15 protein-coding genes are annotated in these 19,896 nt (G+C 69.1%); 4 read left to right on the top strand and 11 right to left on the bottom strand.

Features of this window, described 5'->3' with window-relative positions; all coding sequences use genetic code 11:
* The first annotated feature begins 190 nt into the window (after positions 1 to 190).
* Positions 191 to 2,089 (top strand): transglycosylase domain-containing protein, encoded by a 1,899-nt coding sequence (locus B161_RS0103430; protein WP_018631969.1) that lies wholly within the window; start codon positions 191 to 193, stop codon positions 2,087 to 2,089.
* Positions 2,090 to 2,097: 8 nt separating this feature from the next.
* Here the strand turns inward: B161_RS0103430 and B161_RS0103425 are convergent, their stop codons facing one another.
* The 8 genes from B161_RS0103425 to B161_RS0103385 all read right to left on the bottom strand — a co-directional run bounded on the left by B161_RS0103425 (position 2,098) and on the right by B161_RS0103385 (position 9,723).
* Positions 2,098 to 2,481 (bottom strand): VOC family protein, encoded by a 384-nt coding sequence (locus B161_RS0103425; protein ID WP_018631967.1) that lies wholly within the window; start codon positions 2,479 to 2,481, stop codon positions 2,098 to 2,100.
* A 102-nt stretch (positions 2,482 to 2,583) separates the two neighbouring features.
* Complete coding sequence (locus B161_RS0103420) at positions 2,584 to 3,996, bottom strand: nicotinate phosphoribosyltransferase (protein WP_018631965.1); 1,413 nt, start codon at positions 3,994 to 3,996, stop codon at positions 2,584 to 2,586.
* A 59-nt stretch (positions 3,997 to 4,055) separates the two neighbouring features.
* Positions 4,056 to 5,168, bottom strand: coding sequence for an NUDIX domain-containing protein (locus B161_RS0103415; protein WP_018631964.1), 1,113 nt, complete (start codon positions 5,166 to 5,168; stop codon positions 4,056 to 4,058).
* Positions 5,169 to 5,347: 179 nt separating this feature from the next.
* Positions 5,348 to 6,688 (bottom strand): hypothetical protein, encoded by a 1,341-nt coding sequence (locus B161_RS19775; protein ID WP_018631962.1) that lies wholly within the window; start codon positions 6,686 to 6,688, stop codon positions 5,348 to 5,350.
* Positions 6,689 to 7,100: 412 nt separating this feature from the next.
* Complete coding sequence (locus B161_RS18530; protein ID WP_083922907.1) at positions 7,101 to 7,655, bottom strand: hypothetical protein; 555 nt, start codon at positions 7,653 to 7,655, stop codon at positions 7,101 to 7,103.
* A 140-nt stretch (positions 7,656 to 7,795) separates the two neighbouring features.
* A complete protein-coding gene (locus B161_RS0103395) occupies positions 7,796 to 8,212 on the bottom strand; it encodes a hypothetical protein (RefSeq protein WP_018631959.1) in 417 nt (138 codons plus the stop codon).
* Between the two features lie 124 nt (positions 8,213 to 8,336).
* Positions 8,337 to 9,167, bottom strand: coding sequence for an FAD binding domain-containing protein (locus B161_RS0103390; protein WP_018631958.1), 831 nt, complete (start codon positions 9,165 to 9,167; stop codon positions 8,337 to 8,339).
* Positions 9,168 to 9,219: 52 nt separating this feature from the next.
* Positions 9,220 to 9,723, bottom strand: coding sequence for a (2Fe-2S)-binding protein (locus tag B161_RS0103385; RefSeq protein WP_018631956.1), 504 nt, complete (start codon positions 9,721 to 9,723; stop codon positions 9,220 to 9,222).
* Between the two features lie 194 nt (positions 9,724 to 9,917).
* Here B161_RS0103385 and B161_RS0103380 point away from each other — a divergent pair, with 194 nt between their 5' ends.
* Positions 9,918 to 10,115, top strand: a complete 198-nt coding sequence (locus B161_RS0103380) for a hypothetical protein (protein WP_157755513.1) — start codon at positions 9,918 to 9,920, stop codon at positions 10,113 to 10,115.
* A gap of 129 nt (positions 10,116 to 10,244) precedes the next feature.
* On the opposite strand, the gene B161_RS0103375 is transcribed toward B161_RS0103380, so the two are convergent.
* Positions 10,245 to 12,125: a SurA N-terminal domain-containing protein gene (locus B161_RS0103375; RefSeq protein ID WP_018631950.1), complete on the bottom strand. Its 1,881-nt coding sequence runs from the start codon at positions 12,123 to 12,125 to the stop codon at positions 10,245 to 10,247.
* Positions 12,126 to 12,527: 402 nt separating this feature from the next.
* Between B161_RS0103375 and B161_RS0103370 the strand changes: the two genes are divergently transcribed.
* On the top strand, positions 12,528 to 14,324 hold the full coding sequence (locus B161_RS0103370) for a DUF5939 domain-containing protein (protein ID WP_018631948.1): 1,797 nt from the start codon (positions 12,528 to 12,530) through the stop codon (positions 14,322 to 14,324).
* 477 nt (positions 14,325 to 14,801) lie between these two features.
* Here the strand turns inward: B161_RS0103370 and B161_RS0103360 are convergent, their stop codons facing one another.
* Positions 14,802 to 16,016, bottom strand: a complete 1,215-nt coding sequence (locus B161_RS0103360; protein WP_018631946.1) for an NADP-dependent isocitrate dehydrogenase — start codon at positions 16,014 to 16,016, stop codon at positions 14,802 to 14,804.
* Between the two features lie 309 nt (positions 16,017 to 16,325).
* Between B161_RS0103360 and B161_RS0103355 the strand changes: the two genes are divergently transcribed.
* Positions 16,326 to 18,398 (top strand): autotransporter domain-containing protein, encoded by a 2,073-nt coding sequence (locus B161_RS0103355; protein ID WP_018631945.1) that lies wholly within the window; start codon positions 16,326 to 16,328, stop codon positions 18,396 to 18,398.
* Positions 18,399 to 18,430: 32 nt separating this feature from the next.
* Here B161_RS0103355 and B161_RS0103350 read toward each other — a convergent pair whose 3' ends face one another.
* Entirely contained in the window at positions 18,431 to 19,843 is a 1,413-nt protein-coding gene (locus B161_RS0103350; protein WP_018631944.1) for an aminotransferase-like domain-containing protein, read from the bottom strand.
* Positions 19,844 to 19,896 lie beyond the last annotated feature (53 nt).

Below are 19,896 nucleotides of genomic sequence, written 5' to 3'. Positions count from 1 at the left end.
AAAGCCCTGTGGGCCGCCTTTTCACAATTGATTAAAATTCAGGCTAAATAATCAATGAAGCCTAAAATTCAATCACGTTGACAAAACCCCACGCGCGCCCGATCACCCTGAAGCGTCACTTTCCGTTAACCATTCCTTGACCGCGTTCCGCTCAATCTGCGCCTCTCCGCCGGCTCAGGAGACTTCCCGAATGTCCCGCATCACCGTCGATTCTCCCTCTTCCCCGACGCTTCGGGAGCCCTTGGCGCCTGCGGGGGCGCCTGCGGGATCGCCCGGGGGAGCGCCTGCGGGATCTCCCGGGGGGCCCCCGGCGCGGAATCCTCAGAGGCGCCTCTCCTTCGCCGCCGCCTTCGGGCGCGGAATCCTCGGTCTGGCTCTGGTGGGCGGGGCCATCGGCGTCGGAATCGTGGCGGCTTACCGGGCCGATCTGCCGCCCGCCGCTCAGGCTCTGGCGGCGCCTCCGCAGCAGGGGCTGAGGCTGCAGGACGCGCGCGGCAAGGAATATGTCTGGATCGACGCCCCCGCCGCGCGGATCCTCGGGCTTCAGGAAGCCTCGCCCGATCTGGCGCGGGTGCTCGCGGCCGCCGAGCCGAGGCTCTGGGCGGGCTCGGTCGAATCCGGAATCTCGCGGGCTCTGGCCCAAGGCTTCGGCGCGGCCCGCCTCCCGCAGGAAGGCGACGCCCAGCCCTATCGGCTCATCCGCAGCATGGCCGCTCAATGGCGCTACAGCGTCGCGGAGCGCCAGAAGCTCATGCTCAACCGCGCCCTCTTCGCAGAGGGCGTGCAGGGATTCGACGCCGCCGGACGCCATTGGTTCAACCGCTCGGCGGATCAGCTCGACCTCGCGCAGGCGGCGGCCCTCGCGGGCGCGCTGGAGGCCCCGGCCGACGCCGATCCCTTCGCCGATCCCGAGGCCCTCCGCGCCCGGACCGGGCGGGCGCTGGATCTGGTCGCCGAGGCCGGGTTGGCGACCTCTCAGGAGATCGCCGCCGCCCGCGCCTATCCGGCCCGGATCTCTCCGGCCGCGGCGCCGGGCCCCGATCCGGTCTTCATCTCCTGGGCGCTGGAGCAGGCGCCCGCCGAAATCCGCGCTCCCGGCGCCGACGCGGATCTGCGCACCACGCTGGATCTGCGGCTGCAGCACGCCATGGATCTGGCGCTGGAGCGGGCGCTCGAAGCCCGCCTCGGGCTGGATCCGCGCGCCGAGGTCTCGGCCGCGCTGCTCTCGCGCGACGGCGCCGTGCGGGCCATGGCGGGCGGGCGCCGCGCCGGAGAATCCGGCGTCCCCAACCGCGCGACCTCTTTGAAGCGGCCCATCGGCCTGCTCTTCGCGCCTTTCGCGGCCACGGCCTCCGTCGCCAAGGACGGCGGCGGCGCGGCCACCATCGCGGCCTTGCTGCGCCCGGGCGCCGCCGCCGCCGAAGTGAACAAAGCCGCCCTCGCGCTGCCCTACGCCGAATTGCGCAAAGTCACGCGCGCCTTCGGCTTCGACGTGGAGCCCCCCGCCCATAGCAAGACCGCCGTCGGCGTGCGGGCCACCGCGCTTCAGGTGGCGGGGGCTCTGGCCAGTCTGGTCGACGGAGGCTTCGCCGTGACGCCCTTCGGTTTGGTGGAGGCCCTCGCGCCCGGCGAAACGCCGCAAGCGCCGCGCCGCACGATCTTCCGGCGCACGCCGCCCGCCATCGGAACCCGCCTGCGCGCCGCGCCGGATCAGGCGACGCGCCTGACCCTTCAGGCTCTGGAGGCGCGCAGCCGCGTCGATCCCCTCGCCCGCCGGGCGATTCCCGCCGGGCGCGAGGCTCTGGTGATGGGCGCCGACACCGGCGACGACGTTTGGTTCATGGGCGCCACCGCCGATTTCATCTGCGTGATCTGGATCGGCCGCGACGACGGGACTCCCGCCTCAGGCGCCACGACCGCCCTCGCCGCCGATCTCTGGCGCGAGATCATCACCGAGACCTACGCCGCCCTGCCGATTCCGCCGCGCCCCGCGCCGGGCCAGCGCGAGCCCGACGCGCGCACCGCCGCCGCCTCGCCGGATTGGCGCCCCTCGACGCAATGGCCGAATTACGGCGCGGATCAGAAATAAGCCGAGGCTCAGGAATCGCAGACGACCGCGAGCTTGTTCCCGGAGGGATCGCGCAGATAGGCCGCATGCCAAGTCGGCCCGTCATGAGGCCGGAGGCCGGGCGCGCCCTCCTCCGATCCGCCATGCGCCAGAGCCGCCGCATGAAAGGCGTCCACCTGAGCGCGGGTCTTGGCCGGAAAGCCCACCATGGTCCCGTCGCCGACCGAGGCGGGTTCGCCGTCGAAGGGTTCGACGCTCCAGAAGATGAAGCCCCCGGGAAGGCCGCCTTCGGAATAGGCGCGCCAGCCGGGGAACTCCGTCAGCTTCGACCAGCCGAGGACCGCCAGAACGGCGTCGTAAAAGGCGGCGGAGGTCGCGGGATCGCGGTCTCCGAGGGTGACGTAGAGATTCATGGCGGCGCTCCGGGGTTGATCAGGAGCGCCGTTTTTCAGCCGAACACCAGAACATATTAAGTTTATTCGAAGAATATTCCGCGAATATCTTTCTTGCGAGCCTTAGCCGCCCTTGGCCCGCGCGCGGATCTCCTCAAAGCTCCAGCGACGGAGGATCTCGCCGTTCTCGAAGACCGGCTCGAGGGCGTCGCGGCCTTTGGCGATCTCCTCCTTGCGGCGCGCGACGAGCCGCCCCTCCTCCCAGACCGCGCCCTGACGGCCGCGTTTGGAGGTCTTGCTTCCGCCGCTCGCGGTGATCGGGTCTTTGAAGACGTCCCGCCATTCGCCGCCCCGGCGGATGGCCGAAAGCTTCATCGAATAGGAGAAGTTGTCTCGATTGACGCTCTGAAGCAGCCCGCCGCCCATGCCGAAAGCGATGTTGCCGATGGCCAGACGCCGCCGCATCATCTCCTCCATGATCTCGACGATGGAGAAGCGGTTGACGCCGTCGCCCTGAATCACCCGGACTTTCGGATTGAGCAGCCGGTAGCCGGTCGGAGTCTCCGAGAAGCCGAATGTCTCCATCAGCGCCTCGATCACCTCGGGCACGATCTTCAGCGGATCGCCGCTGTCGGGACGCACCACCAGAACCCCGTCGCGGGCCAAGACCTTCTCGCGCAGAGCCCCGCCCCAATAGTCCCGCACCGCCCGCATCAGGTCGTAGCTGTCCGAGACGCAGGCGAGGATCCCCGTCGGAAAGAGGTCCAGCAGCCGATCCATGAAGGCGAGTTCGCCCTCGCGCCCGAAGCTGGTCACGGTGGAATGCTCGGTGGCCGGGATCGAGAAGCCCGCCGTCTCCGCGCCATAGACGTTGCGCGCGAGGATCAGCCCGGAAACCGTGTCGGTTCCCCGCGCGCTGATCAGATGCGCCGCCCCGCCGAGCCCCGCCGATTCATGGCTGCTCGCGCCGCGCGCGCCGAAATCATGGAGCTTGAACTCCACGCCTTCGTCGGTTCCGTCGGTGATCAGCATGCGCTTGCGGATCTCGCCGACCACATGGCGCGAGAGGCTCGCCACGGTCGAGGGATACCAGACCGAGCGCAAAAGCCGCGTCTCCAGAAAAGCCGGAAGCCATGGACAGGCGGGGTCGGTGTTCTCCACCCGCATCTGCGGCGCGCCCGGACCGGAGATGGTCCCCTCCGGCAGAGCCTCGATGCGGATGGGCAGGCGTCCGCCATGGGCCTCGACGATATGGCGCCAGCCCTGAACGTAAAGCTCAAGCCCATGGGCCTTCAGGAAAGGCGCCGCCTCCTCGATATGGGCCGCCGTGACCACCGGCCCCTGAAGCTTCAGCAATTCGGCCTGAAGACCGAAAAAGACGATCTCCTCGATCCCCTCCCAAGCCTTGCGCGGCTCCACATAGGCGCTCGCATGGGTCGCGTCTTCGGGATATTGGCGCGGATGGGAATATTTATAGCTGTCGCTGTCGAGAATGGGATTGGCCGCATCCAGCGGCGGGAAGAAATTCGGAGTCATCGAGTCCTCCTCGGGACTAAGGAGAGCCTCCGGTCCTCCCGGAGGCCGTGAAGCCGGATTTAGACGCCATGCGCCATCAGCAAAGGCCCATAGGCTAAAGGCGCCTCAGGCGCGAAAGCCTGAAGAATGTCGAAATGATCCTCGAACATGCGCTCGGGGGTGATCTCGGCGAGGGGAATCCAGAAGGCTTCCGCCGCGTCGTCGCCCGCCTTGATCTTCTCCAGCCTGGGGCGGTCCTCAAGCTCGAAGAAAAAGGCCTCGGTGCGGACCCAGCCTCTTTCGGAGCGCTCGGGATGGTCGAAAACCCGCCGCCCCTTCAGACGCGCCGCCACCGCGCCGCGCGGCGCGTCGAGGCGGCATTCCTCGTAAAGCTCGCGCAGACAGGCGTCGAGCGCCGTCTCGCCCGGCGAAAGATGTCCGCCCGGCAGAGCCCAAAGCCCCTCGCCCGGCGCAACGCCGCGCCGCACCAGCAGCGCATGGCCCGACTGCACCACCACCGCATCCACGGTGTTGATCGCGATGGGCCAGCCGAAGGCCGCCTCCGCCGCGCGGATCTTCGCCCGATATTCGCGCAGATAAGCGCCTTCCGCCCGCAGACGCCCGGCCTCGGCCTGATGGCGGCGCGTCCAGTCTCGCAGCAGGGCGAGGCTCAAGGCGCCGAAGCGCCCGGCGTCGGCGGGAGTCAGGGCGCCGAGAAAGGCCGCCTCGCGCAAATCGGTCGCGCTGACCACCTCGCCCTGATGCAGATGAGGCGGGGCGTCGCGCCAGCTCCATTCCGGAAACCAGCGCAGATAGCGCGAGCTGGAATCCTTCTCATGGCCGAAGAGCCGGATCTCGACCTTCTCGGGCTCCAGCCCGAGGGCCCGAAGCCGCCGCCGCACCGCGAGCCGCAGATTGGCCGTCCAGGCGCGGTCGCTATACAGCGTGTCGAGCAAAGGCAGGATCGCCGCCCCGACGCCGAGATCCGCCGTTTCGAGATGAGCCTCGATGAAGCTCCGGCGCTCTTCATAGGTGAAGGGGTTCCGCCAGCTGCGGGGGCGCCAGGCTCCGCCGACGAGAATCAGCAGATGATCCGCCTCTTGGGCGGCGTGGCGCAGCAGGTCGAGGTGACCCGCATGGAAGGGCTGGAATCGTCCGACGACGACGGCCAGCTTTTGGCGCTTCTCGCGCATGATCGCGTCCTCCGCGGTCTCTAATCGCCGCGGGGCCTCCCCGCGACGAAGGGCATCAGGCCCGATTCTCATGATTTCATCAAGTAAAATCAACGCTCTGATGCGAAAGAAAACGGCGCGCCCCCGTCTCCGGGAGCGCGCCTTCGCTTGGACCTCGTGAAATTCGTCAGGATGCGGGATCAGCAGCCGCCGCAGGGCTTGCCGATGAAGCCGCCGCCGCCGAAGCCGCCCAAGCCGCCGCCGCAAGGCGAGGCCACGACGATTCCGCCGCCGCAGCCGCCGCCGAAACCTCCGCCGAAGCCGCCGCCCCAAACCGCGCCGCCGATGGGGGCGATGCTCTGGGAATAGGTGGTCGGGCCGGCCACATAGCCGACGGAGGTCTGGGGCACGGTGTCGATCACGGTGCGCGCCACGTCCTGATAGCTCGTGCGCGGCACCTGCTGATAGGTGGTCTGGGGCACGGTCTCGGTGACGGTGCGGGCCACCTGCTGATAGGTCGTCTGGGGCACGGTCTCGGTGACGGTGCGGGCGACCTGCTCATAGGTGGTCTGCGGGATGGTCTCGGTGATGGTGCGCGGCACGGTCTCGGTCACGACGCGCTCGACGTTCTCATAGACGGTCTGGGGCACGGACTCGGTGACGGTGCGCTGGACCTCCTCATAGGTGGTCTGGGGCACGGTCTTGGTCACGGTGCGCGGCACCTGCTTATAGACCACCACCGGCACGGTGTCGTAGACGGTCTCCTCGACCTGCTGATAGGTGGTGCGCGGCACGGTCTCGGTGACCACGCGGTCCACGTTCTGCATGACGGTCTTGGGCACGGTCTCGGTCACGGTGCGCGACTGCTCCTCGTAGACCGTCTTCTCCTGCTGCACGTAGGTGGTGCGCGGCACGGTCTCGGTGACGGTGCGCGGAACCTGCACGTAGGTCGTCTGCGGCACGGTCTCGGTGACGGTGCGCGGAACCTGCACGTAGGTCGTCTGCGGCACGGTCTCCATGGTGGTCACGGCCTGACGGTCGATGACGGTGCGCGGCACCTGCGCGTAGGTGGTCTGAGCCTGCGGATAATAGACGCGCGTGGCCGTGGTGGTGCGCACGGCGGGCTGCACGACCGTGGTCCAGCCGGAGACCACCGGCGCGGATTGAATCACCTGACCGCCGTAATAGCCGCCGCCGCCGATGACCTGGCCGCCGCCGTAATAACCGCCGCCGTAGCCGTAGCCGTTGTTCTGGATCACGGTGGTCCCGGCCGAGGCGCTGCTGGCCGCGCCGAGCATCGCGCCCGCCGCCAGACCGGCGACCGCGCCCAGAAGCACGCCGCCGCCGCCGCTCCGCGAGGAGCCGTAATGAACCGAAGGACGGGGCATGGGACGGCCGTAACCGCCGCCATGGCCGCCGTAGCCGCCGCTCTGACCGCCGCCCCAGCGTTTGCCGTCGGCGTGGGCGGCGGGGATCTGCGCCGTAGCCGCGAGCAGAGCCGCGATGGCGGCGGACGCGGCGAGTTTGCGGAATGCGGGCATGAAGGGCCTCTCTGAAACGATTCGGGAGCCGAATGGGCTCGATTTGTTTAGATATGCCTCCGCACTATGGTTCAAATTAATACAATCTCCAAGATATAATCTTGAATCCCACCCTCGGATACGCCGTAAGCAGAGAAAATCCGGGAAATTGTTGCAAACAAAATACGCAAGATCAGGAAAGGCCCATTCCTGAAAGAGATTTTTCTCTTCATGCGGATCGGAAGGCGCCCCCAAGGACCGCAACCGGAAAGCGGCCTCTCCGAATCGCGCCGCGCGCCGGAGGCGCAAAAAGACGTGAAAAAAACGGCCCCTTTCGGGGCCGTCCGCATGCGCCGTGAAGACGCCGCTATGATGTTCGGGCCGTGATTTTGGGGCCCCGAACCTTTGGGCCGCGAAGCCCTCGGGACCGCGCTTAGCGCCGCCAGTCGCCCTTGCCGCCGCCATGGCCGCGGCCGCGATCGTCCCAGCGAGGCCCGCCGCCCCAATGTCCGCGCGGCGGCGCATAGCGGGGGCCGCCCCAGCTCGAACCCGAGCTGAAACCGATGCTGATCGAGGTCGAGGGCCGATAGACCGGCGCGGGCTGCACATAGACCGGCGCAGGCTGCACGTAGACCGGCTGGGGCTGCACGACGTAGGTCGGCTGAGGCGCGACGTAGGTCGGGGCCACATAGGTGGGGGCGACGTAGGTCGGCGCGGCGTAAGTGGGGGCGACGTAGGTCGGGGCCGAATAGCTCGGGTAATAGGGGGTGGCGGGCGGCGCGGCGTAATAGGTCGGCGAGCTGCTCGCCGAAGCCGAGCCGATCATCGCGCCCACCGCGAGGCCGACCACGCCCGCCGCGATGGCCGCGCCGGCGTTGTCGTTGCGGCCGCGGGCCTCGGCGGAGTCAGAGGAGACCGCGACCATGCTCGCGGCCGCAAGGGCCAGAACGCCGCCGCGCAGCAGCGGCCGGGAAAAGACGTTGTTCATCATCGGGTCCTCCAGAGCGCCTCGGCGCCGTCATGCTGAGCAATCTCGCGCAGGATTCGGACCATATTATGATGCCCCTCGCCCAGTTTCCGCCTTGATCGCCTTCGCCTAAAGGAATTTGCGCCTCAGGCGAAAGAAATTCAAGCGGAGGGCTCCGCCTCCTCCATCTCGGGAAGGGCGCGGCCGGTCTCCAGCGCCCAAAAGACCATGCGCGCGCAGCAAGCCCCGAAGACGAAGATTCCCGCCAGAAGAAGCAGGGAGATCCGGCCGTCGGGCAGCTTGGCCGCCACCGCGTAAAGGGCGTTCGCCGCGCCCAGAGCCCCTAGGGCCAGACCGAAGCCGATCCCGCAGGAGGCGCCCAGCCAAAAGACGCCGCCCGGCGCCGGGCCCTCGCCGATCCGCCGCAAATGCGCCCAGCCCGCCAGAAAAGACGCCGCGAAGACGTTCAGCCCCAGCAGACCGCCCCAAAGCTGCGCGCCCGCGTCGCGCAAAATCAGGAGCTCCAGAGCCACGCAGAGCGCATAGGCCGCCAGAGCCTCCGTCACCAGACGTTTCATCGTTTATCCTCCCGCCGACCCGAAGGGTCTTCCCGAAAGGATAGGCTTCATTCCTTTCGGGAAGGTAAGCCGCCCGAGAAGAGCCCGACAAGAGGACGAGAGCCGCGGCCTTTCAGAGCCCCGGTCAGAGCCCCGGCGCGGATTTGATCGCCAAAGCCCGCGCGACGGCCTGAGCCGCCGCCCGTCCCGCCAGCCGCGCCCGATGGGCCGAATCGGCCCGCTCGTCGCCGAACATCTCCGCTTCCTCAGGCTCCAGACCGGCCAGAGATTCCGGCGCGAAGCCGAGATCCTCCAAAGCCGCCTCGCCCGCGCGCCAGCGGAAGGCGCCGCCCGCGCCGCCCGCCACGCCCAGACGCGCCTCGCCCGCGCGGGTCTGCGCCGCGAAGACGCTCGCCAGCGGGAAAGGCGAGCCCGAGCCCGCCGCGCCGCGAATCCGCGCCCAGCCCGCCCGGCGCGGAATCAGAAAGCGCAGCCCCGCCAGAGTCTCGCCCGGCTCCAGCGGCGTCGAGAAGGGGCCGAGCCCCCAATCCCCGGCGGAGATCTCGCGCCGGTCCGTCAGAAACAGGGCCTCCAGAGCCAGAGCCGCCGCCATCCAGCAGGAGGCCGGATGATTCTCGGCGAAGGCCCCCCCGAGCGTGGCCCGATTGCGGAATTGCGGATCGCCCATCGCGCCCGCCATCTCGCCGAGGGCCGGCGCCAGCGTCCAGACGGCGGGCGTGTCGGCGAGGTCCACGGGCCGCGTCGCCGCCCCGACCGAGAGCCTTTCCTCGTCGCGGGTCACGTCGCGCAATTCGGCGAGATGCCCGATCTCCACGAGGCTCTCCGCCGCCTCGATCCCCTGAAGCAGACGGGGCAACAGCGCCTGTCCGCCCGCCAGAGCCCGCGCGCCGGGGCGGTTCAGCGCCGCCAGAGCCTCGGGCAGCGTGGAGGGGCGCAGATAATCCAGAGCGGCCATGATGCGGCTTTCCTTCGGACTTAGGGAGTCAGGCGGGGGAATCGGGCGGGGTTCAGGAGCGCGTCGCGGCGGCGGCGGCCAGAACGGCGGCCACGGCGCGATCCGCGTCGGAGACGGGGCAGAGCGAATCCTCCAGCCAGTCGCGGATCTCCGCCTCGGAGGGAATAGGATTGCGGTTCAGCAGATCCAGCGCGCTCATGACGAGGCTCGGGGCGCAATCGGGGCAGAGCATGGCGCCCGCCTCGTGAAAGGCCCGCTGAAGGGGCGTCAACACGCCGTCATGGCGCGCGAGCCCTCCATAGCTGCGAATCTGCGCCGAAGCCGCCGAGACCGCCAGAACCAGCCCCGCCTTCACCGACTCGCCGTTCATCATGACCACCGCAGGCCCTTCCAGACCTTCGGCGCGCCGCCGCTCGGGGGTCTCCGCCTTGAGCGCTCCGGCGAGATATTCCGCCAGCGTGGTCGAGGCCGCCGCCTCGCGCTCCACGGGGCGGCCGTTCACGGTCATGCGGACGAGAGAAAGGGAAAGCGGAGAGGAGGGAGAGAAGACGGACATGCGGGGCTCCGGAAGGGATGGGGCTTGGCGCCGTTTCTGCAAGATCCGCGGGCGAGCGGATCAGGGACTCGGCGTCACGCCCGCGTCATGGGAATCCTACAAGGATTCCATCTTCAGGGAAACACGCAGGCGTTATTCTCAAGTTCGCTTCTTTAGGGTAGGATGCTCCAAACCAGAACAACTGGGGGATGGAAATGCGCGAAAAACTCATGCAGTGGCTGAGCGATCTGACCCCCGTCGCCGAGAAGGCGCCGGAAGAGGCGGATTATGGGCTGGACATGGCCCCGCCGCCCGAAACTCTGGCCCGCGCCGTCGCGCGGCCGGAGCCGAACGCTCCTCCGGCTCCCAGCGAAGGCGTCGAGGAGCGCCGCCGCGCCGCCGACCGGCCCTGACCGCCCCGCTCGGCGTCCCTCTCTGGCGCGCTTTTGAGTCGTAGGCCGTAAGATTTACGAAGATCCTTCGTCGAAAAAGAAACGGGCGGGAGGCGAAGGCCTCCCGCCCGAAATTTCTTTGGAGCCGCCTCAGTAAAGCGTCTGCGAGACGGCGGCCATGGCCTCCGGATAGATCCGCAGATCGCCCTGACGCACGGTCTCGGCGATGAGGGCCTGCTCCAGATCGCGCTGAAGCTGCTGGCTGTATTGGGTCAGGCGGGTCTCGACGTTCGCCGCGACCTCCTCGGCGGAGGGATCCGCGATCTCGACGACCACCGCCGCCACGCGTCCGGCGTCGTCCTTGGCGGCGGCCTCGACGGGCGCGCCCTCGGCGGCGAGGAAAAGCCGGGACACGGCCTCCGCGCTCAGATCCAGCGGAGTCTCGCGGCGCCCGAAGAGCGGCGCCTCCTGCACGGGAGCCTCAAGATCCGCCGAGACCGCGAGCAGGCTCTCGCCGGCGGCGATCCGCTCGGCGGCGGCCTTGGCGCGGGCGGCGACGCCCTCGCGCTTCTGACGGTCGATCCAGGCGCGGAGAACCTCCTCGCGCACGCTCTCGAAGGGCTTCAGCGCGGCGGGAGTCGAAGCGGAGACCTGGAGGAAGTAGACGGCGGTTTCGCCGCCCGGCCCCTCAAGGCGGGTCGGCGCGGCGCCGGGCTGGGCCGCGAAGAAGGCCTCAAGGAAGCCGGGGAAGTCCGGCGGCGCGTTCTCGGCGGAGAGGCCCTTCGAATCGAAGCCGTCGCGGCCGGTTTCGGAAATGCGGTGGTCCTCCACCCCCAGACGCTCCGCGACCTCGGCCAGAGAAGCGCCGCCCGCGATGTGGTCCTCCATGTCGAGGATCGCCTGAGGCAGCTTCACGCGGGCGCGGTCGGCGGCGATCTCGGCGGCGAGCCGCGCGCGGGCCTCCTCGAAGGGCGTGACCATGGCGGGGCGGATCTCGGTCGCGCCCGCCAGAGTCCAGCCGAAGCCGCCCGCATAGGGCTCGGCCACGCCGGGCCCCGCAAGGCCGAAGACGGCCCCGGCGAGATCGGCGGGCAGACGGTCGCGCGTGGTCCATCCGAGCTGGACTTCGCCGGGGGCGCGGCCCATCTCCGCCGCGATCTCCATCAGGCTCGCGCCCTCCTTCACGCGCAGAGCCGCCGCCCGGGCCGAAGCCTCGTCCGGGAAGAGGATCTGCTCGACGCGGCGCGTCTCCGGAGTGGTGAAGCGGGCGATCCCGGCGTCGTAGGCCGCGCGGATCTCGGCTTCGGAGAGGTCGTCCGGCCGGGCGAGCGCCGAGGCGGAGAGCCGCACCCAGTCGCCCGCGCGCATCTCGGGCGTGGTGAACAAAGGCGCCTCGGCCTCATGGAAGGCCCGCAGAACCTCCTCGGAGGGCGCTTCGGGCTCAGGAGCCCCGGCGTAGGAGAAGAGGAGATATTGCGCGGCGCGGCGCTCGTTCTCATGAATCTCCAGCGCCTCGACCGCCGAGCGCGGCGGCGCGGCGCCTCCGGCGGCGGCCTGAAGCAGCATCTCCTGAGTCAGGCGCGAGCGCACGCCCGCCTCGTAATCCTGCGGCTGCATGCCGATGGTCCGCAGCGTGCGGAGATAGGATTCCTGCGAGAAGACGCCGGAGGCGCCGGCGAAGCTCGGATCCGTCGAAATCTCGCGGGTCACCTGAGCGTCGCCCGCCATGAGCCCGAAGGCCTCGGCCTGAGCGTCCACGGCGACGCCCGCGGCGAGGCGGTCCACCGCCATGCGGTCCACGCCGATGTTGCGGGCGTCCTCGGCGGTCAGGCGCAGGCTGCGGGCCAGAGCCGAGAATTCGCGGGCGTATTGCTGGGTGGTGATCTCTTTGCCCGAGACCCGCGCCGCCGTGGTTCCGGCGTTGCCCAACAACACGTCGGTGATCCCCCAGACCGCGAAGGCGACCACCAGAAGGCCGAGGATGAGCTTGCCGACCAGAGAGCCGGCGGATTTGCGGAGGGCTTCAAGCATCAGGGGGTCTTTCGGAAGTTCGGGGCTTCAGCGGGGGGCTTTCTTGGGGCGCGGATGATAGGCGCCCGATCCCACCCGCGCAAGCGGCGACGCCGCATAGGCGGAGGCGCGCGCAAAACCGAAGATTCGGCAAGCGGCGACGCGCAGAGGCGGAGGCCGCGCGCACGACCGAAGATTCCGCAAGGGCGGAGGCCGCGCCGAATCGGCGCCTCCGCAAGCGGCGCGCGCGACCCTCAGGCTCTTCAAGCCGGGGGCTCGGACGGGGAAGATCGCCCCGAGGCGCGGCGCGCGGCTCCGGAAGGGTTGCGCGGCTTTCCGCGTTCGTTATGGTGGCGACGCGGAAATCAGAGCGATCCCCTTCAGGATCCTTCAGAAACGTTCTTCAGAGAGGACTCGCGCATTTTGGCGGTCAGAACCCATTCCGCCCCTTCGGGCGGCTCCGTCCGCAGCGCGGCGCGCGAATGGCGCCTTCCGGCGGCTCCGGCGCGCGTCTGGGCGCTGTTCTCCGATCTGGCGACGCTCGGCGAGGCGCTGGGCGCGCCGCGCATGCGGCCTGTGAAGGCCCCTTTCGACGATTCCCTCGCGCGGCTGATGGAAAGCTCCGGCTCGGACGGACGCGCCGCCGCCCGCTGGCGCGAAAAGCCCTGCGAATGGGTGCAGGGGCTCTGGTGGCGCACGGAGCGCGCTTACGCCGCCGGGCCTTTCGCCCGGACTCAGGCGGCGCTGCACGTCCAGCCCGACGGCGAGGAGGGGACGCGGCTGGTCTATTCCGTCGAGGCCGAGGCCATGGGCGTGATCGGCAAGGCCATGCTGAGCGCGGGCTATCTGGATCAGGCGGTCTCGGCCTTCGAGAAGCAGGTCAAGGCCGCGACGGCCCATCTGCGCGATCCCTCCAAACCCGCCTTTCCGCCGAAGCAAGGGGTCAAGCCGCCCCCGGAGTCGAAGCTCTCCGATCTGGCCGCCCAATTGCGCGCCGCTCAGATCCCGCGCGCCGAATCCGAGGGCTTCGCCCGCTTTCTGCTCTCCGCCCCGGAATCGGCGATTCTGCCGCTGCGGACTCAGGCTCTGGCGGCGGCGCTCGGCGTGGAGGACGATCAGGCGCTGGCCTTTTGCCTCGCGGCGGCGCGCGGCGGCGCTTTGGATCTGGCGTGGCGGCGGATCTGTCCGGCCTGCGGCGTGCGCGCCGGGCGTCACGCCAAGCTGGAGGACGCCCTTTTCGCGCCCCCCTGCCCCGTCTGCGGCTCGGCCGAGTCCGGAACGCCGGACGAAACCGTGGAGCCCGTCTTCACGCCGCGCCTTGAGGGCCGGCCTCTGACGGTCGGGCGCTTCGCCGCCGAATCTCCCGCCGATTCGCCGCATGTGGCGGTGCGCCAATGCCTCGCCGCGGGCGAGCGGCGCGAATTTCCGGCCTTGGTCCCGCCGGGGCTCTATCGGCTGCGCGATCATTTCGGGCGCAAGGGCGATCCCTTCGCCATCGCCTCAGGCCATCCCACGCCGATCTGCGTGGCCTCCGACGACCTCCCGCGCTGCGGCCGCGCCGCGCCCGACGGCTCGCTGGTCTTCGAGAACCACAGCCGCAACCGGCTCGTGCTGAATCTGGAGCGCGTGGACGAAGGCGCCGCGACGCGGCTGCGGCCCTCGGCTTTGCTGATGAATCATCATTTCCGCCGCTTCTGGCCGGGGATGAGGCTGGGACGGGCCTCGCCCGCGCGCGTCGAGGCGGCGGCGGCTCTGGCGCTGCGGCCCACCGGGCCGGAGGTGGCGCTCGACGTGGAGCCTTTGTCCGAGCTGGCGCGGCTCTGCAAGGGCGCTCTGACCGAGGCCGCCGAGGACGGGGCGCTCTTCGTCTTCGCCGATCCGGCCGACGCTCTGGGCGCGGCGATCTGGCTGCTGGATCTGGCGCCCGACCCCGAAAGCGGGCGGCGCCCCGACGTGGCGGATCTGGCGGTGGGGCTGCATATGGGCCCCATGCAGGCCGAAGACGGGCCGGAGGGCGGCGTGATCTTCCGCGGAGACACCATCCTGCGGGCGGCGGCGCTCTGCGCGATGGCGCGGCCCGGAGAGGCGGGCGTCTCGGCGGAGCTGCTGACCCATCCCTCGGCTCAGACGCGGCTGGCCAGCGTGGCGGCTCAGGCGGACGAAGGGCCCGTCGGCCCCGCCCGCGAGATCCAGCCCTTCTGGCGGCTCGGGGCGGTTTAGAGCGCCTTCCCCAAACATAAGGCCCCCCTCCTTGCGGAGAGGGGCCGCATTCTCACATCCTCGGATCGCCCCGCCTCATCGGCGGGAGAGCCTTAGAGCGTTTTTCGATCATGCTGGATCGTTCAAAGGCTCTAGGTTTTTGTTCGGTCGCATTTTCACGACGCGAAGCCGTTTCGGCTTCTCTGGAAAACGCTCTGGAAGCGGGTCCGCTCACTTGCCTTTCTTGGGCGGAGCGGCCTTGGCGTCTTTCGGCGCGGCGGCGGCGGTTTTCGCGGCGGGAGCGGCTTTCTTGCCGGAGTCTTTCTTGTCAGCCATGATTCGAAATCCATGACGAGTTTCAGCCCCGGCGCGCGGCCTTGGGCCGTCGCGGCGACATCGCCGCTCTTATGGAGCTAAGCGGCTTTCCACGAAAAAAAAGAGGGCGGCCCGCAGGCCGCCCTCAATATTCTCCAGCCTATGCTTTAGACGTGGCGCGCCTCAGCCCGCCAGAGCCTTGTTCAGGTTGGAGTCGATCTTGTCGAGGAAGCCGGTGGTGGTCCGCCAGCCCTGATCCGGCCCGACGAGCAGCGCCAGATCCTTGGTCATGTCGCCCGCCTCGACGGTGTCGACGCAGACCTTCTCCAGCGTGGCGGCGAAATTGGCCAGAGCCGCGTTGTCGTCCAGCTTGGCGCGGTGCTTGAGGCCGCCGGTCCAGGCGAAGATCGAGGCGATGGGGTTGGTCGAGGTCTCCTTGCCCTTCTGATGCTCGCGATAATGGCGGGTCACGGTGCCGTGGGCGGCCTCGGACTCGACGATCTTGCCGTCGGGAGTCATCAGAACGGAGGTCATCAGGCCCAGCGAGCCGAAGCCCTGCGCCACGATGTCGGACTGCACGTCGCCGTCGTAGTTCTTGCAGGCCCAGACGTAGCCGCCCGACCATTTCAGCGCCGAAGCCACCATGTCGTCGATGAGGCGATGCTCGTAGGTCAGGCCGAGCTTTTTGAACTCGGCGGCGAATTCGGTCTCGAAGATCTCGGCGAAGAGATCCTTGAAGCGGCCGTCATAGGCCTTGAGGATCGTGTTCTTGGTCGAGAGATAGACCGGATATTTGCGCGAGAGGCCGTAGTTCAGCGAGGCGCGGGCGAAGTCGCGGATCGAATCGTCGGTGTTGTACATGGCCATGGCCACGCCCGAATCCGTGAACTGATAGACCTCGTGCTCGATGGTCTTGCCGTTGGCGCCCTCGAATTTGATGGTCAGCTTGCCGGGGCCTTCGGTGCGGAAGTCGGTCGCCTTATACTGGTCGCCGAAGGCGTGGCGGCCGACGATGATCGGCTGAGTCCAGCCCGGCACGAGGCGCGGCACGTTCGAGCAGATGATGGGCTCGCGGAAGATCACGCCGCCGAGGATGTTGCGGATCGTGCCGTTCGGCGACTTCCACATCTTCTTGAGCTTGAACTCCTCGACGCGGGCCTCGTCGGGGGTGATGGTGGCGCATTTCACGCCCACGCCATGACGCTGGATGGCTTTCGCGGCGTCGATGGTCACCTGATCGTCGGTGGCGTCGCGATGCTCCATGCCGAGGTCGTAATATTCGAGCTTCACGTCGAGATAGGGCAGAATCAGCTTCTTCTTGATGAAATCCCAAATGATGCGGGTCATCTCGTCGCCGTCCAGTTCGACGACCGGATTCTCGACCTTGATCTTGCTCATCTGAAGCCCTCTTCGCTGAACGGGCGAGCGCCCCCATGGCCGCCGCGCCGCGCGCACCATACTGATGGGGGAGGCGGTCGGCAAGTTCCGAACCCGCAGGCGGGCGCTGGAGTCAGAGTCTTTCGCAAGCCCGACCAAAGCAGCCCCTGAAACCAGACTCCGGAGCGCCAGTCGGCGGCCTTTGCGGGGCCTGCGCGGAGGCTTCCGGGCGCCCTTCGCCCCCGCCTGACCGCATCGCCTCTGGTTTCCGTCGCCGAACCGGCGCAATCATCGGCTTACAAGACCAAAGACCCCAGAGGGAGGAAACCCATGTCGCTCAGGAATCGCCGCGCCGCCTTGATGGCGGGCGCCGCTCTGGGGCTGCTGGCCGCGCAGGCCGCGAAGCCCGCCGCCGCCCAGAGCTTCCAGAATTTCGTCGTCTTCGGCGACAGCCTCGTCGATTCAGGCCAGCGGATCGACCCCGGTCAAGTCTATCCCGGCTTTCCCCTGACGCTGCCCGAGGACGCCCGCTGGCGCTATACGAATCGCGAGGCGAACGGGGAATACGGCCAGCCCTATTCCGGCCGGCTCTCCGAAGATCTCGGCTTCGGCCCGCTCTATCCCTCCAATCCCCAGACCGCCCCCGGCCTGACCGCCGAAGGGACCGGCCTGAATTACGGCGTCGGCGGCGCCCTCGCCGCGGAGGTCCGCGCGCAGATCGAATCCACGGTCACGGTGCCCGCCACGCCCTATTATCCCGCGACCACCAGCGGCCCCGGCTTCCTCGTCGGGCCGAACGCCGGGCTGGCCTCCTCGGGCTCGACCCTCGCGCTGGTCAGCGCGGGCGGCAACGACGTGCGCGACATGGCCAACGTCCAATTCGATCCCACGACCCGCGCGCCCGTCGGCTTCCGGCTCGGCGCGGCGCAAAACGTCTTTGAAAGCGACCTCGCGGTCATTCAGAGCAACATCGTCACGGAGATGGGCGCCGCCGCCGCCGAAACCGCCGCTGGCGTGCGGGCGCTGCGGGCCGCGGGCGTGGATCTGGTGATCGTGCCCAACGTGCCCAATCTCGCCGCGACGCCTGAAACCGCCCTGCTGGATTCTCAGGCTCCGGCTCTGGCGGCGGGACTCGGCCTGACCTTGCCGACGGAGGGCGCCATGGCCACGCCCTTCGCCACCATCCGCAATGGCGCGACTCAAGCCTATAACGGCGCGCTGAACGCCGCCCTCGCTGAGGAATCCGGCGTGATGCGGGTGGATCTCGACGGGTTTTTCTCGGCGGCTCTGGCGAATCCGGCCTCCTTCGGCTTCGCCGATCTCAATCATAGCCAAGTCTGCTACAACGCTTCGGAGTTCACCGGCGTCCCCTGCGCCGCCGATCCGACTTATGGCCAGAACCTCGCCGCAGGCCAGACGGGCAATCCGCTGGTCATGGTCTTCAACGACGGCATCCACCCCACCACCACGGCGCATGGAGCCGTCGCGGATCTGATCGGGGCCTCGCTGGAGGCCGGACCGAAAGTCTCTCTGGCGCCGCAGCTGCCCTTGCGGGCGGCGCGCGATCTCGGCGACGCCTTCGAGGACGCCGCCGAACGCGGCGCGCGGATCGGCGGAGTCTCGGCCTTCGGCGCGCTCGGCGCCTCGATCTTCGACGCCGAGGGCTCCGGCGATTCCCGCGCGATCTCCGGCCATGCGGGGGCGGCCAAGGCCCTCTCGCCCAGCCTGACCATCGGCGCGGGGCTCGGCTATCACACGCTGGAGAGCGATTCCTCCGGCGTGGAGATCGACGGCGACGCCTTCATGGGCGGCCTCTTCGCGCGGCATGACGACGGGCGCTTCTTCGGAACCGCCACCCTCGCGGCGGGCTACGCGGATCTCGACGTGGCGCGGCTCTCCAAAGTCGGAGCCGCCCAGCTGCGCAACGAAGGCTCGGCGGACGGCTGGGTCTTCGGCGGCGCGGTTCAGGCGGGCGCGCGGCTGATTCAGGGGCCGGGCTTCACGGCGGGCCCCCTCGCGCGGCTGGAGGGCTGGAGCGCCAGCCTCGGCGGCTATGCGGAGGGCGGCCCGGCCTATCTCGCCCAGAGCTACGGCGATCTCGACGCGCGCAGCTTCCGGGGCGGACTCGGCGGCTTCGTCGAGGCGCGCGGCGAGAATCTCGGCCTGCGGGCGGAGGCGCTCTTCGAGCATGAATTCAGCGACGCCCGCAACGTCCATGTCTCTTCGGCGGGGTTGGGCGGCGGCTGGTCGGCGCCGGGCCATGCTCTGGAGGACGACGGGCTGAAGCTCGATCTGACCGCGCTCTACGACGCCGGATTCGGCCTGCTCAGCGCGGGCTACGCCGGGCGCTACGGCGACGACCAGAGCCATGGGCTGAGGCTCGGCCTCTCCATGCCCTTCTGAGCCTGATCCGGGCTTCTGCGAGGCGGCTTCGGTCAGCCCCGCAGAAGCCCGCCCAAGACCCGATAGACCCGCGCGTCCTCGCATTGCGCCACGTTGAAGCGCATGAAGCCTCCGGCGGAGCGCGAGAGGCTGAAGACGTCGCCGGGGGCGAAGACCACCTTCTCCGCCAGAGCCGCCCGCGCGATTTCAGCGGAATCCCGCCCCTCCGGCAGACGGCCCCAGAGATAAAAGCCCCCGCGCGGCTCGATCCAGGGCTCCACGCCGAGATCCCGCAGCCGCCCGGAGGCCGCGCGCCGCGCCCGCGTCAGACGGCGGCGCAGAGCCTCCAGATGCTTGCGGCGTCCGCTTCCGGCCAAAAGCTCCGCGAGGGCCTCGGCGGCGATGGGGCTCGGGCCGCCGAAATTGGAGGCCACCTGCAAATCCGTCAGATCGGCGATCCAGTCGGGCCGCGCGAGGATGTAGCCGCAGCGCAGAGAAGCCGAGAGCGTCTTGGAGAAGCCCCCCACCCGGATCACCCGCTCCAGACCGTCGAGGGCCGCCAGACGCGCCGAAGGCTCCGGCTCGAAATCGGCGAAAGCCTCGTCCTCCACGACGAGCAGCCCATGGGCGGCGGCGATCTTCAGCAGGCGATGCGCCTTAGGCGCCGAAAGCGTCGCGCCGGTGGGATTATGCAGCGCCGAATTCGTGAGATAGAGCCGCGGGCGCTCGGCCAGAACCACGGCCTCGAAAGCCTCGGGCTCCGGCCCCGAAAGGCCATAGGGAACCCCGACCGCCCTCACCTGATGCGCCCGCAAGAGCGCCCGGAAATTGAAATAACAGGGATCGTCCACCAGAACCGCGTCGCCGGGGCGCAGCAGAAGGCGGCACAGCAGATCCAGAGCCTGAGTCGTCGAGGAGGTCAGCAGGATCTGATCCGGCGACAGCTCAAGGCCCTCCTCCGCGAAACGAGCCATCAGCAGGCGGCGCAAAGCCGGAGAGCCCCGCGTGACGCCGTAATCGGTCAGAAGCCCCGTCTCCCGCCGCGCGAGATTGCGGAGCGCCCGGCGCAGAGCCTCGCCGGGCAGCCAATCGGGCGGCAGCCAGCCGCAGCCGGGCCGCAGCGCCTCGGGATCGGCGTCGAGCGATTGGCGCGAGACCCAGAAAGGATCCACCGCCCGATCCGCCGGAGGCGTCTCCCGCGTCAGAGCCAAAGGCGCGCGCGCTCCCGCGCAGACGTAGAAGCCCGAGCCGGGACGGGCGCGGATCAGGCCCTCCGCCGCCAGCCGGTCATAGGCCTCGACCACCGTGGAGGGCGAGAGCTTCAGGCTGCGGGCGAAGCCCCGGATGGAGGGCAGGCGGTCGCCGGGGCCGAGCGCGCGGCTCGCCAGCCGGGCGCGGATCGCCTGCATGACGGCCTGAGTCCGGCCGCCCGCCTTCTCCGGAGCCGCGAAATCCTGAATGGTCAAGCGTATGGCCTCCCTGAGCGATACGGTTCGGCGGGATCGTATGGATCCGTAGC

The organism is Neomegalonema perideroedes DSM 15528, assembly GCF_000374145.1.
GTDB lineage: Bacteria > Pseudomonadota > Alphaproteobacteria > Rhodobacterales > Rhodobacteraceae > Neomegalonema > Neomegalonema perideroedes.
The sequence above is the reverse complement of the archived record's forward strand: the minus strand, read 5'-3'. Positions and strand labels throughout refer to the sequence as shown.

What these genes read in the sequence shown, in the direction of transcription:
- B161_RS0103430 (WP_018631969.1), top strand. Translation starts at nt 191, where the DNA reads ATGTCCCGCATCACCGTCGATTCTCCCTCTTCCCCGACGCTTCGGGAG.
- B161_RS0103425 (WP_018631967.1), bottom strand. Translation starts at nt 2,481, where the DNA reads ATGAATCTCTACGTCACCCTCGGAGACCGCGATCCCGCGACCTCCGCC.
- B161_RS0103420 (WP_018631965.1), bottom strand. Translation starts at nt 3,996, where the DNA reads ATGACTCCGAATTTCTTCCCGCCGCTGGATGCGGCCAATCCCATTCTC.
- B161_RS0103415 (WP_018631964.1), bottom strand. Translation starts at nt 5,168, where the DNA reads ATGCGCGAGAAGCGCCAAAAGCTGGCCGTCGTCGTCGGACGATTCCAG.
- B161_RS19775 (WP_018631962.1), bottom strand. Translation starts at nt 6,688, where the DNA reads ATGCCCGCATTCCGCAAACTCGCCGCGTCCGCCGCCATCGCGGCTCTG.
- B161_RS18530 (WP_083922907.1), bottom strand. Translation starts at nt 7,655, where the DNA reads ATGAACAACGTCTTTTCCCGGCCGCTGCTGCGCGGCGGCGTTCTGGCC.
- B161_RS0103395 (WP_018631959.1), bottom strand. Translation starts at nt 8,212, where the DNA reads ATGAAACGTCTGGTGACGGAGGCTCTGGCGGCCTATGCGCTCTGCGTG.
- B161_RS0103390 (WP_018631958.1), bottom strand. Translation starts at nt 9,167, where the DNA reads ATGGCCGCTCTGGATTATCTGCGCCCCTCCACGCTGCCCGAGGCTCTG.
- B161_RS0103385 (WP_018631956.1), bottom strand. Translation starts at nt 9,723, where the DNA reads ATGTCCGTCTTCTCTCCCTCCTCTCCGCTTTCCCTTTCTCTCGTCCGC.
- B161_RS0103380 (WP_157755513.1), top strand. Translation starts at nt 9,918, where the DNA reads ATGCGCGAAAAACTCATGCAGTGGCTGAGCGATCTGACCCCCGTCGCC.
- B161_RS0103375 (WP_018631950.1), bottom strand. Translation starts at nt 12,125, where the DNA reads ATGCTTGAAGCCCTCCGCAAATCCGCCGGCTCTCTGGTCGGCAAGCTC.
- B161_RS0103360 (WP_018631946.1), bottom strand. Translation starts at nt 16,016, where the DNA reads ATGAGCAAGATCAAGGTCGAGAATCCGGTCGTCGAACTGGACGGCGAC.
- B161_RS0103355 (WP_018631945.1), top strand. Translation starts at nt 16,326, where the DNA reads ATGTCGCTCAGGAATCGCCGCGCCGCCTTGATGGCGGGCGCCGCTCTG.